Genomic DNA, 11164 nt, shown 5'->3' with positions numbered 1-11164 from the left:
GCCGGTCGTGCGACGGCCGTACCGCCCAGGGGGTAGGTCTCCCACACTCGACCGAGGCTGATCTCCTCGCAGGACAGCCAGGTGTTCCACGGGGTCTTGCCGCCGGCGCAGTTGTTGTTGGTGCCGGACAGGATGCGGGAGGCGCCGGTGATCTGGCCGGTGGAGTTGAACGAGATCATCGATGCGCCACCGCCCGACGTGGCGCTGGTCTCGGCGTTGGACACGTAGATCCAGCCGGTGCCGTTCGGGATCACGGCGCCACCGTCCGGCGCGTTGTGCCAGACGTACGACGTGCCGGGCACGACCTGACCGGACCGCGCGATGACCTGGCTGGTGAAGCCGGCCGGCAGTTGAATGCCGTTGGCGTCGGCGGCCTGCAACGGGCCGTAGGGGCTGGCGGCGTTTTGTGCCGGTGCTGCGTACGCGGTGGACCACGCCGTGAAGGGCAGTACCAAACCACCCGCTCCGGCTACCGTCGCCCTCAGTAGTGTGCGCCGATCCATGAACCCTCCTCGAAATCGGGTACCAAGAACATAATGGTGGTTTTCTATACGGCGGCGAAGCGTGAGGTGAACAGCGCACGGCAACCGCCTAGCGATCGATAGACGGAAAATCAGATAGCCCCGGTGATCAAACCCAAAGACGTGCAGCACCGCCAATGTCGCGCGAATCTTTCAACCCGCTACCAGCGAATCCAACAGCTACGGCCGGGGCACTAGCCGGGCCGCCAGCCGCGGGCGCGGCCCGACGCGCCACCACCGTCCCGATCCCGATCGGTAGGGCCGCGGTGAGCCCACCCAGTGCCAGCGGCACCACCCGACGGTCCGCTCCCGTACCGGTGTCCGCCCGAGCCGCGGCGACCGGTCGCACGCTCGGTTGCCCGGCGTCTGGCGTGGCCTCGACACCCTCGGCGGTCACCGCCCGGGGTTCGCACGTCTTATGGCTTCGCGGGTACCGCAGTGGCCGTGCCTGATTCCGGGGAATGGCCGTCGCCGCTGGTCGCGAGGTAGCTGACGAGGGTGTAGGCCGGGGCGCGGTCGAGGCGGGCGCCGCCGTGGTCGTAGCGGGCAGGTGGTGCGGGCGTCGGCGTGGCCGAGTTGGTCCTGGACGTCTTCGAGGTTCGCGCCGGCGTCTCGGCTGAGGATGGCGCAGGTGTGCCGCAGCACGTGCGCGCTCATCCTGACCGGGATGCCGGCGGAATGCTGGCAATGACCGCGGCGGGCGAGCCGAAGGCCACCTCGCAGGTACCGCTGGTGGTCGCGTTGTTGTTGCCGTAGCAGCTGAACAGCTTGTTGAAGCCGTACACGTTATCGGCCTCGTACGTGTTACCGCTCGCGTTGGTAGGCCGGTCGGCAGGACCGTGCCATGCGCGCGTCGTAGTGGCCGCCTTCGCGGCTCCAGTCGTACCACATGTCCAGGCACTTGCCGCTGGGCCCGGCGCCGGTCGGATTGGCCAGCACGCGCAGCAGGTCGGACGTGTCGTTCTGGTTGTAGAACCCGTAGGACGGCGATGGACCGGACGTGCAGATATCCGGATGCGGCCTGGCCGGGACTGGCGACCAGACAGGCGGCCGCGCCGAGTACGGTAGCGGCCGCAGTGGCGAGCTGCCTTCCGGAGACTGCCAGCTGCTCGTGGCGCCTGGCTGCCGGGCCGCTCGGTCAGCGGTAAAGCGGGTGAAGTTGCTCGCTCTGACGGACTTTCTGAGGACTGCTGCTTCTGTCAGGATCCCTTTCATGGTCACTAGCTCGGTGTCGCTGGGGCGGCCGTTCTGGGCGTTCTGGAGCGCTGCGGCTCTCGCCAACGTCGGTGATGGCATCCGGTTGGCCGCGTTTCCTCTTCTCGCCGCGTCCCTCACGACCAGTCCGATCGGTGTGGCCGCGGTTACGGCGGCCCAGGCGTTGCCGTGGCTGGTGACCGGTCTACTCGCCGGGTCGTTGGCCGACCGTCGCGGCGCCCGTACCCTGCTCGCACAGGCAGACGTTGCCCGGGTGATCGTCCTGGGTGCCCTGGTGGTGGCCGTGATGATGGGCTGGGCGTCTCTGCCGCTCGTTCTATTGGCCAGCTTCCTGCTCGGTGTCGGCGAGACCGTGCGCGACACCGCGGCGCAGACCGCACTTCCCTGCCTGGTACCCGACCGACTGCTCGAGCGCGCCAACGGGAGGCTGGCGGCCGGCGAGATCGTCGGTAACGAGTTCGTCGGCCCGCCGGTAGGCGCTGCGCTGTTCGTGGTGGGTGCTGCGCTGCCATTCGCGGCGAATGGTGCGTCCCTCGCCTTAGCAGTGATGCTTGTGCTGACGTTGCCGCTGAGCCTGGCCGGCCGCCCGCCGCTGGTTGCGACGGCGCAGGTCAGCCAGGGTGTAGTAGCAGGTCTGCGATGGCTGGTACGTCATCGTGTGCTGCGGGTACTTGTGGTGGTCACTGCCGCGGTCGCCGCTGCCGACAGTGCGTGGTTCGCGATCCTGGTGCTGTACGCAACGAATCGCCTCGGCACCGGTACCGTCGGCTTCGGCATCCTGCTCGCTGTTGGCGCCCTCGGTGGCCTGCTCGGTTCGCTCGTCGCTGATCGGCTCGTCGCGGGTCGCCGACATCGAATAGTCGTCAGCTGGTCTTTGGCCATCACCGCCGGTATCCCCGCGGTGCTTGCGGTGACCTCGCAATTGTGGGCTGCGGTACTCGTCATCGTGGTCACGAGTGGCTCGTTCGCCGTGCTCAACGTCACGGTCGTGTCGCTGCGTCAGCGCTTGGTGCCCCGCGAGCTGCTCGGTCGTGTGGTGGCGGCGGGCCGCACCCTGAGCTTTAGTACCGCTGCCGCGGGTGCCTTGCTCGGCGGTGTGCTCACGTCAACGATCGGAATCGAAGCGCCGTTTGTGTTCAGCGGGCTGGTGGCAGTCACAGCGACGAGTGCATGGTGGGTTGCGTCCCAGCCATAGCACGAGGCCACTGTCAACGCCGGCTTCGCTGGCTGAGGGACGGTCGCCTCAGCACGATTACGCCAACAATCGACGAGCCCGCCCTTACTCACTAAGCCGACCGCCAGTCATTGATCGAACACGCTGTTCTCGGCTACTGCACGCCCGACGGCCCCCATCCCCGCTTGACGAAACCCATAGGGACACCCCCCCCCCTGTGGACCAGCGTCGGTCCGTTGCTCCCCGTTACAGCCGCCCACCCCTGACAACCCTCGCCGGCGCCTGTCGATCGCGGCGCGTTCAGGCCGGATCGGGCTGCAGATCAGCCGGGAGAAGCTGCTCGGTGAGCAGGCGGCGGACCCGGGGGCGGCGATCCGGGGCGGTGAGCCAGGTGTCGAGAAGCTGCCACCCGTGGAAGTAGGCCAGGACGTAGAGTGCCATCCCGGTGGCGCGCAGTGCGGCCAGCGCGGCCGCTGCCTCCTCGCCGGAAAGCAGGGCCCAGCGGGACAGGTATGCGGCCAACTCGTCGTCCGGGCGGCTCTCTGCGGCGAGGTACGCAGTGTTCGCCCAGGCGCCGAACAGAACGTTCTGGACACGGTGGATCGCGGCGAAGTCGCTGCCGTCGGCGGGGATGTCGAATTCGCCGAGGACGTTGTCGGTCAGCCAGGCCTGCGCCTCATCGCCCGGGAAAATGATCTCCTGCGCGTGCAGGCCGAGCCCCTCGCTGAGCACGAAGCTGGGGCTGAGCAGGAACCGGACCTGCTGGTCGAGGTGGCCTTGTTCCTCGACGACCCGCTGTTCCTTGAGCAGTGACTCGGCGATGTGCCCGGGGTGGCCCTCATGCGCGACGACGTACAGCAGGTCGGCGAGATTGAAGGGCAGGTCCTGGTTGATGTGGATGGTGGAGCGCCGCCCGCCCTCGTATTCGCCTGCCGCTCGGTAGCCCACCCCGGACTCCAGTCGGCAGCGCACCACCTCGTCGGGCGGCAGGGGAACGATCCGGCTCGTTCGCCGCCGCGTCTCGGCGACGGCCCGGTCTACGAGCGTGGGCAGCCGATCGAGCCGCGGCACGGGGAGGGTGTGCGCGGCCTGCCAGGCGTGCAGACGGTCGGCCAGGGACCCCGGGCCCGGCGGGAGCGCCCTGTCGAGCTGGGCATGGGCCTCATCGAACAGTTCTTCCGGCAGGCGCGGCGCCGGAACCCCCAGGCACTCGCGGGCGAACTCCGGCAGCGGCAGGCGCGTGCCGGCCAGCCTACGGGCGACCGACCGCATGGCCCGGGCGTGGGCGGCCAGGTAAGCGGCCCGACCGGGTCGGAACGGCAGGTACTCCAGCAGCTCGTCGGCGTCATCGACCAGACGACCAGCCGGGGGTGGCTGCTCACGCTCCACCTGGGTGCGCCATTCCGGGGGCCCTTGATAGACGAGCACGGTGCCGGTGGCACTTCCGGCCAACCGCCGGTCGAGCCGTAGCGCCAGCAGTGCGTAGCGGCACAACCATTCCTGGGGTGTCACGGGCATGGCTTCTCCTCCCTGGGCCGGAGTTCGGGCTACGGCGCGACGCTAGCTGTACGGTTATCCGTACGTCGTACGGAAGGAATGTGCGAGATGTCCGTAGCACGGCCGTCCGCGATCTGGTTCGCCGACGAGCCCGAACGAAAGCCCCGGCTGTCCCGGGAACGGATCACCCGCGCCGCCGTGGCACTGCTCGACGTCGAAGGGGTGAACGGGCTGTCCATGCGCCGTCTCGCCGCCCGCCTCGACGCCGGCACCATGTCGCTCTACGAGTACGTCAGCAGCCGGGAGGACATCCTCGACCTCGCCACCGACGCGGCGATCGCCGAGATCGAGACGGACGGTGTGGACGGCCTGCCGTGGCGCGCAGCCCTCAGCCGGCAGCTGGGACGCAGCAGGCGGGTGATGCGCCGCCACCCCTGGTTGCCCGCCCTGATGTCCACCCGGCCGCTGCTCGGCCCGCACGCCCTGGCGCGCGCCGAACTGGTCTACGCCCTGCTCCAGCAGGCCGGCCTGGACGGGCCCCGGCTCACCGCGGCGGTCGGCGCCCTGACCTACTACGTCCAGGGCTACGCCGCGATGGAGAACACCTGGCGCAGCCGGCGACACGACCCGGCCGCCGAGGCGCAGCTACGCCGCCGAGCCCAGCGGTATCTCGACCGCCGCGCGGACCAGCATCCCACCCTGGCCCGGCACGCCGACCTCGGCAACGACGACATGGACCACTCGTTCCAGCTCGGTCTCGACGTCGTGCTCGACGGGATCGAGGCACAGCTGCGCGGCTGACCGGCCGTCGGGCCAGCTCACTCCGCAGCGGGCGGCACCCGTGTCCGTACCGGTCCCGTAGTCCGCGCTGCCACCGCCCGAGTCGGTGGGCGTTGAGCAGGACCGGCGGCGTGCTCGGCGTTGCCGGCTGCCCGGCGCTCGGACAGCGGCGTCCGCCACAATGGAGCGGCGGGGGCTCACGCTCAGCTTGTGTCCGCATCCCCGACGGGGTCAAGCACGACGCTGAGCGCCAAGCGACAATGCGAAGCGTGGTACGACGGAGGCGGCGCTGGTACGGCGACTGCCCTGAATGCGGGCATGACTGGCGCGAACACGAGCCGCCGGAGCCGTGTAGCGAGTGCCAGTACGAGATCGAGCACCAGGAGCCCGGCGCTCCCATCACTGCCTGCACGGCGGCTGCCCCGCCACCGCCTACTCGTTGAGGACAACCTGTTGCCACTGGTGGCTGTCGACAGCAACGGGCCCAACCACCGGAGGCCGGCCAAGGCCAGCGACGGACGACGGACCGAGGAGGTCACGCACGAGGACGGATGCCCCTGCGCCTGGACGGCCTGCACAGAGCTTACAAGCGAGGGGTCGAGGAAGGACTTGACCTGGTGTTCGCGGTCGGGCTTCGACGAGGAGCATGCCGCCTGCGGGTGACCAACGGTGCGGGATCATCCCTAGGGGATAGCGAGACGCCCCAGATTTCGGCGAGTATGGATGGATGGTGACCGGCGAGCACCAAGCAAACGCGACGGGTACCAGCCCGACCCGGACGTGGAAGGCCCAGTCGAAACTGATCTCCGGCGCGTTGGCGGTCCTCGGCCTGGGGCTGACCGCCGCCGGCGCCGCGGCGGTGTTCACGACTGACAATGCAGGATCTGCGGCTCTTCTGGTGATCGGCGCGATCCTCATGCTCTTCGGCGCATTCGGCGACCGGCTCGAGTCGTTGCGATATGGCGATCTCGAACTGGGTCTCCGCCGAAAGGCCGACGAGGCGGCAGGCCGCGGCGACTCTGAGGCGGCCGAGATACTCCGGCGTGCAGCGGACACCGTCGGCCAGCGTGTCGCGAAGGTGGCGCGCTCATACCGGACCGTGCGCGGAGCTATGCCGGCCGGACCTCAACGCACGGCGCGAATGGAGGGCCTCATCACGGAGGCCCGTCGCGATGCGCATGCGCCCGACCTCGATGCGGAGGAGGTCCTTCGCTTGGTGTGGACCGGGTCGGAGGGAGCGAGAGTCTGGGCCTTGGGCGTGCTGCAGGAGCGGCCGGAGTTGGCGACCACCCGGGCCGTTCTGGAAGCGGTGCAGCGGCCTGATCAGATGTTTGATCAATACCAAGCGCTTTTGCTGGCGGAACGCTTCGTCGCCCTGGTGACCACGGGCCCTTGGGCCAGGGCGCGCATCGCGGCCGCGGTGCGCGGCCAGCTGGAGTCCGGAGCGCTGGGCACCGACCGCGACTGCCACGATGCAGCAGAGCGGGTGATCCACGCCGTGTCGACCGGCTGAGCCGGGAGCAGCTTGCCTGCAGCGTCCCTGATCAGCTTAGCGATCCTGAGTCGGATTGAGTTTCCGGGATCGTTTCCCACCGTGGTGGGGTCGCGTGGGCGTGGAGGTGGAATCCTGCGCCCAGGGCGGCTCCGCGTGGCTGGTGGCCGGTGGTGGGTGTGCTGGTCGTTGTCATGCCCTGGTGTCGGTGGGCTGCGCGGGGCAGCCTCCGGTCCGTTGGTGCGTGTCCCTCCGGACGCTTACCCGCCAGGCTGTGAGGCCGGGTGGGGGAGGGTGCCCTGCGTCGCCTGGGCGCGGGGCGTGATGGCTTGCGCCGGGTAGGGCCGGTCTTCGACCGGTCCCCCCGGCAGGTCTTCGTGATGACCGCCGACGCTTCAAGGTTGTCGACCACGGCGCGGATCACCATCTGCCCGCTCGTCTTGTCGATGACGGTCTTGGCCTGATGGGCCAGGCCGCGGGCGGCGATCCGCCGCCATGCCCCGTGGTCACGGTCGCCTTGCCAACGGCAGGACTGGTTGGGGCAGATCGCCCACTTCCAGCCTGGGGTGGTGGGCTTGTCGGGGGCCTTGCGATGCTGCAGCGGGGTCAAGCACTGCGGGCAGTGCTTCGAGGTGTTGCGCGCAGGCGTGGTGACGACGGCGATACCGTGCTCGGCGGCGAGGTGCCGCATCCGGTCGACGATCTGCCCACGCACCTGCTGGGACAGCCGGGTGTTGAGGGTGGCGCCCATGCCCCGGGCTTCCAACGACCGCAGGTCCTCGACGTAGATCACGCTCGCCGCGGCGGCGATGGCCTGGTCGACGGCCCATCTGGCGGCGGCCCACGCGAGCGCGCCGTTCAAGTTCTGGCGGCGGGCGGAGACGTGGCGGATCTCGTCACGTAGTACCGCCAGTTTGCCGACGAGGTGATGCCGCTCGTCACGGCCGGCGAGGCGCTGGTAGTGGTCGGCTTTGGCGTGCAACCGCTCTGACAGCCGCCGGAGGCGGTGCTGCTTGGCGAGGATGCCGGCGGCCCGGAACTGGCCACCAGCCCCCAACGCGGTGATCCGCCCGCCCTCGTGGAGCCGCACGGCCCCCGCGCTGAGGAGAGTGTTGAGACCCCAGTCCACGCCGACCGCGACCGTGTGGCCGGTGCGCCGGGCCTTCGGCACCGGGTGGCTGTATGCCATGTCGGCGTGCACCTGCCGGCCGGTTACGCGCAGGGTGGGCAGGTGCACCACCGCGCCCGCGGGGACCGTGGGCGGCAGGCTGATCAGACAAGCCACCCACGTCCAATCCCGATACGATCGCGGATCCGGGCGCGTGGGCAACTGCAACCGCAGCAACACCCTCGCAGGGTCGGTGTCGCTGCGTTCAATGGTGGCCTGCTGCCGGTCACACGCGGCCAACAGCAGCATCCGCGCGACCTTCGGGGCGCCTTCGAGTTCGAACACGTCCACCGGCAGCCGGCCATTGGCGGCAAGGAACCTGGCGGCCTGCCGGGTGCGGGACTTGATGACCCCCGACGGCAGATGCTGCCCGCCAGGGATCGACGCCCGAACCTGCTCCCACTCCTGCGGGGTGCGCTGACGCGGATCGGCCGGCCACGTCGCCAACACCCCGCCGGTCAGGTCAGCACGCCACCACGCCGAACGCAGAATGCGCCCCGCCTGCTCCTGCGCCATCCGCACGATCCGGTCATTGACCCTCACACCCTCGGCCGCGGTAACCGTCCAACCCAGACGTCGCAGCGCCATCCACGCGTTCGACGGAAGCTTCCGGCCACCCGCGTCGTGTCCGGAGGCCAACACCTCCACATCCGCGCAGTTCCAGCGCTCCGCCAACAGGCCGGTGACCATGCCCGCCACCAGATCGGCACACCAGCCAACACGTTGCGCAAGCACCGCCTGCGACAGAACCTCACCGCTCTCCTCGTCCACCCCCGATCGGAGCGAAGCACGGGCGCAAGCGGTGCGGGAGGTCAAGCCCCCGGCCAGCGGCAGCTTTCCGGTCACCGACTCATCGCCCCGCCATCGATCAAAGAGAACCCGCGATCACGACCGGCCCACGTCACCGGAATCTCCCCCGAGCCAGCCCAAAAGCGAGACGCCACCGTCCACACGGTTAACCTATGATCACCGACGATTCCTAATCAAGTTGGTCAGCCTGGTCGATGCGGTCGATGTGTTCGATGGCGTATACCAAGCGAGCAGCCAAACGGGCGAGCAGCAGCGGACGCGCACGGACGCGGACAACCACGTCGAGGGGAGGACTAGGCGGCTGACCAGTGCCGTAGAACCGACTCGTGATGAGCTTCGGGATGGCGGGCAAGCTCCTGGTATGGGCCACCTGCCAATCCACCTCAGATCCCTATTATCAGATTTCCTCAGGACGCCAGCCCGATAGGTACTTGTCAACCAAGGCAATCAAAGGGCTCTCCTGCCCAAGCTCCACTTCAGCAGCGTCGCGGCACCGCCGTACTCCCTCTTCGCCGCCAACCAATTCTTCCAGCGCATCCCACGCTAGCCTGTCCTTCGTCGCCACATGCCGAGAGCCTTACAAGTTATTCTTTCAAGCGATAAAAAGCCCCGTCAAAACCTGAGAGTCTATATATGTAGTTATGGCCTTCGTCGCCATCTACAGAGTAGATTCTGAAGGTAACATCATTACCACGAACAACTCCCAAGAAGTTTCCCTTATCCGCATTGGAGTAGTTGTTCGCAAAATTTATTACATAGGTTTTATTATCTATTGTTATATATTCGTATTCCGGCCCACTGGCAGTTCCAATTACTTTTGCGCCTATCGTTTGCCTATAAACGACAAAGAGCAAAAGAGCAATTATGAATACAGCCGGCCCTAAGATCATCGGCTTGCGCATTCTTTTCATATCGGCACCTCCTAGCTTTTGATTTGTGCCACCAAGGTATAGGTGGTCTTCGCGGGTCAGCGGATTGTGGCGATGAGGCGTTGCAGGGCAGCGTGGGCGGGTGGGGCCCAAGTGGGCTTGCCGCCGGGGCGGCCGTGGACGCCGGCGTCGCCGAGGGATGCCGCCGAGGACGCGTGCCATCGCCCAGCCGCGGTGATCTCGGTCTCGACGTGGGTCATGCGGAGCAACAGTAGTCCCACCGTGCGCGGGAACGGGGGACAGGAGTCCGGACCTATGCGACCGCCGGAGGTGTCGTCTCATCTGTCGTCTCGTTCACCGGCGTTCCGCCCAGTTCCGGGCAGACCTTCCGGTCATGGTGGCCAGGGTAAGTGGCTACGGACGAACCCGGCAGTACGCAAGTTCATCGAACTTACAAGCGAGGGGTCGGCCTGGGCCGTCTCTGGGCCGTCTGGGCCGTCGCCGGGCCGTCAAACGCCGACCAAAGACGACCGACGACAACCAGCAACGCCGGGAGAAAGAGCAGGTCAGCCACCATGTGACGGCGGCTGACCTGGTGGGCGACGGACGAGTCGACCTGTACGCCGGATTCTGTTAGAGCGACGGTTCGTGGAAGTAGACGGTGGCGGACCACCAATCACCGTCGGCAGTGACCTCGCTGTGCAGGATGACGTCCTGGACCTCGATGCCGGGCCGTTGTTCGATGCTGTCTGCGATGCGGCGTAGCAGCGCTGGGACGCTGTCTTGGCCGGGGCCGACTGGGTTGGCTTGCGAGAAGTGCTTGATGGTCCACGACTCCGGTTCAGAAGTCATGGCGGCAGTCCGGCTGGCACGCCAGGCGGCGTCCTCACATTGCCCTGTGCTCAGTCCGACCAGAAGACTGCGACCCTGGAAGCATCGTCAGTGTCGATGACGCACCGGAAATCGGTCGTGCCGGCACCCACCCGGCCAGCCTCGACGGAGTTGAGGGTGTCCCGCAACGTGGCCTCGTACGCTGCGCCGTCGGTCGGCTTTACCCGAAGTTTGAACTCGTACACGGTGTTCTCGTTCACGGCCGGCCTGCGCGGATCTCCTCGTCACTGAGGCGGTCGAGGCCCATTCCGTTGTGGATCACCAAGCCGATCAGCGCAATCAGCCCGTAGACCGCGACAAGGCCCCCGACAGAGGTCCTAATAAAGATCCCAACCCCCACTAGCCAACCGAAATCATGCTTGCGCAGCCGACGCCCTAGCTTTCGCAGCATCTAACGCGGACCCCCTCTCTCGCCACCAGAGGCAGTGAGCAGCCTAGATGATCACGTCAAACGGCCCCGGAAGCTCCGCGCCGCATCCCGACTCGCACCCCGCTCGGCCGAGCGTCACGCAGGTCCCGAGACTGGACAGCCGACTGCCGGCAATGCCGACTGCCGACACCGACTGCCGGCAAATGTCGGGTGTCAGGACCTGCGTTACAGATCAGTCTCGGGACGTGGGTGACACGTCCGGCTAGACGATCTTCGGTTGTGCATGTGCTTCAGAGTCGCTGCCCGACCCCGCTACAGGAGGAAGATGCCCTTGCGAGGCACCCGGGCTTGTGAAGCGGCGTGGTTCGGGTATTCAC

15 protein-coding genes are annotated in these 11164 nt (G+C 67.6%); 4 read left to right on the top strand and 11 right to left on the bottom strand.

The genetic code is table 11. The annotated features are described in order from the left end of the window. Nucleotides 1–503 (bottom strand): alkaline phosphatase PhoX (locus FXF52_RS38760; RefSeq protein ID WP_148804640.1); only part of this gene is annotated, 503 nt, incomplete at its 3' end. 411 nt (nucleotides 504–914) lie between these two features. Next, the gene (locus tag FXF52_RS44325) at nucleotides 915–1178 is read right to left on the bottom strand and encodes a tyrosine-type recombinase/integrase (RefSeq protein ID WP_148804639.1); all 264 of its coding nucleotides are present in this window, start codon (nucleotides 1176–1178) and stop codon (nucleotides 915–917) included. Here FXF52_RS44325 and FXF52_RS42215 point away from each other — a divergent pair. Continuing rightward, a complete protein-coding gene (locus FXF52_RS42215) occupies nucleotides 1089–1277 on the top strand; it encodes a hypothetical protein (RefSeq protein WP_187413975.1) in 189 nt (62 codons plus the stop codon). The two genes, FXF52_RS44325 and FXF52_RS42215, sit on opposite strands and share 90 nt — an antisense overlap. A gap of 48 nt (nucleotides 1278–1325) precedes the next feature. On the opposite strand, the gene FXF52_RS38750 is transcribed toward FXF52_RS42215, so the two are convergent. Beyond that, the gene (locus FXF52_RS38750) at nucleotides 1326–1736 is read right to left on the bottom strand and encodes a hypothetical protein (RefSeq protein WP_148804638.1); all 411 of its coding nucleotides are present in this window, start codon (nucleotides 1734–1736) and stop codon (nucleotides 1326–1328) included. Here FXF52_RS38750 and FXF52_RS38745 point away from each other — a divergent pair. Beyond that, on the top strand, nucleotides 1735–2931 hold the full coding sequence (locus tag FXF52_RS38745; RefSeq protein ID WP_148804637.1) for an MFS transporter: 1197 nt from the start codon (nucleotides 1735–1737) through the stop codon (nucleotides 2929–2931). The two genes, FXF52_RS38750 and FXF52_RS38745, sit on opposite strands and share 2 nt — an antisense overlap. Nucleotides 2932–3210: 279 nt before the next feature. On the opposite strand, the gene FXF52_RS38740 is transcribed toward FXF52_RS38745, so the two are convergent. Continuing rightward, nucleotides 3211–4428, bottom strand: a complete 1218-nt coding sequence (locus tag FXF52_RS38740; protein WP_222870917.1) for a hypothetical protein — start codon at nucleotides 4426–4428, stop codon at nucleotides 3211–3213. Nucleotides 4429–4515: 87 nt separating this feature from the next. Between FXF52_RS38740 and FXF52_RS38735 the strand changes: the two genes are divergently transcribed. Both FXF52_RS38735 and FXF52_RS38730 read left to right on the top strand, forming a co-directional pair. After that, complete coding sequence (locus tag FXF52_RS38735) at nucleotides 4516–5208, top strand: TetR/AcrR family transcriptional regulator (protein ID WP_148804636.1); 693 nt, start codon at nucleotides 4516–4518, stop codon at nucleotides 5206–5208. Between the two features lie 706 nt (nucleotides 5209–5914). Next, complete coding sequence (locus tag FXF52_RS38730) at nucleotides 5915–6700, top strand: hypothetical protein (protein WP_148804635.1); 786 nt, start codon at nucleotides 5915–5917, stop codon at nucleotides 6698–6700. Between the two features lie 31 nt (nucleotides 6701–6731). On the opposite strand, the gene FXF52_RS38725 is transcribed toward FXF52_RS38730, so the two are convergent. The 7 genes from FXF52_RS38725 to FXF52_RS38700 all read right to left on the bottom strand — a co-directional run bounded on the left by FXF52_RS38725 (nucleotide 6732) and on the right by FXF52_RS38700 (nucleotide 10617). Continuing rightward, nucleotides 6732–8618 carry a zinc ribbon domain-containing protein gene (locus FXF52_RS38725; protein ID WP_222870916.1) on the bottom strand — a complete coding sequence of 629 codons (1887 nt, stop codon included), beginning with the start codon at nucleotides 8616–8618 and terminating at the stop codon, nucleotides 6732–6734. 208 nt (nucleotides 8619–8826) lie between these two features. Beyond that, a complete protein-coding gene (locus FXF52_RS38720) occupies nucleotides 8827–9039 on the bottom strand; it encodes a hypothetical protein (protein ID WP_148804633.1) in 213 nt (70 codons plus the stop codon). Nucleotides 9040–9054: 15 nt separating this feature from the next. Next, nucleotides 9055–9222, bottom strand: coding sequence for a hypothetical protein (locus FXF52_RS42210; RefSeq protein WP_187413974.1), 168 nt, complete (start codon nucleotides 9220–9222; stop codon nucleotides 9055–9057). Nucleotides 9223–9241: 19 nt separating this feature from the next. Further along, entirely contained in the window at nucleotides 9242–9568 is a 327-nt protein-coding gene (locus tag FXF52_RS38715) for a hypothetical protein (protein WP_148804632.1), read from the bottom strand. A 56-nt stretch (nucleotides 9569–9624) separates the two neighbouring features. Continuing rightward, a complete protein-coding gene (locus FXF52_RS38710; RefSeq protein WP_255472838.1) occupies nucleotides 9625–9786 on the bottom strand; it encodes a hypothetical protein in 162 nt (53 codons plus the stop codon). A 373-nt stretch (nucleotides 9787–10159) separates the two neighbouring features. Continuing rightward, nucleotides 10160–10378 carry a tautomerase family protein gene (locus FXF52_RS38705; RefSeq protein ID WP_148804631.1) on the bottom strand — a complete coding sequence of 73 codons (219 nt, stop codon included), beginning with the start codon at nucleotides 10376–10378 and terminating at the stop codon, nucleotides 10160–10162. A 50-nt stretch (nucleotides 10379–10428) separates the two neighbouring features. After that, nucleotides 10429–10617: a hypothetical protein gene (locus tag FXF52_RS38700; protein ID WP_148804630.1), complete on the bottom strand. Its 189-nt coding sequence runs from the start codon at nucleotides 10615–10617 to the stop codon at nucleotides 10429–10431. Between the last annotated feature and the right edge of the window lie 547 nt (nucleotides 10618–11164).

Source organism: Micromonospora sp. MP36, from assembly GCF_008119785.1.
GTDB lineage: Bacteria > Actinomycetota > Actinomycetes > Mycobacteriales > Micromonosporaceae > Micromonospora.
Note: the sequence above shows the minus strand (reverse complement) of the source record. Positions and strands in the feature narration are given on the sequence as shown.

Coding starts and splice junctions, on each gene's coding strand:
- FXF52_RS38705 (WP_148804631.1), bottom strand. CDS start 10,378: ATGACTTCTGAACCGGAGTCGTGGACCATCAAGCACTTCTCGCAAGCC.
- FXF52_RS38710 (WP_255472838.1), bottom strand. CDS start 9,786: ATGACCCACGTCGAGACCGAGATCACCGCGGCTGGGCGATGGCACGCG.
- FXF52_RS38750 (WP_148804638.1), bottom strand. CDS start 1,736: ATGAAAGGGATCCTGACAGAAGCAGCAGTCCTCAGAAAGTCCGTCAGA.
- FXF52_RS38730 (WP_148804635.1), top strand. CDS start 5,915: ATGGTGACCGGCGAGCACCAAGCAAACGCGACGGGTACCAGCCCGACC.
- FXF52_RS38745 (WP_148804637.1), top strand. CDS start 1,735: ATGGTCACTAGCTCGGTGTCGCTGGGGCGGCCGTTCTGGGCGTTCTGG.
- FXF52_RS38715 (WP_148804632.1), bottom strand. CDS start 9,568: ATGAAAAGAATGCGCAAGCCGATGATCTTAGGGCCGGCTGTATTCATA.
- FXF52_RS38740 (WP_222870917.1), bottom strand. CDS start 4,428: ATGCCCGTGACACCCCAGGAATGGTTGTGCCGCTACGCACTGCTGGCG.
- FXF52_RS38735 (WP_148804636.1), top strand. CDS start 4,516: ATGTCCGTAGCACGGCCGTCCGCGATCTGGTTCGCCGACGAGCCCGAA.
- FXF52_RS44325 (WP_148804639.1), bottom strand. CDS start 1,178: ATGAGCGCGCACGTGCTGCGGCACACCTGCGCCATCCTCAGCCGAGAC.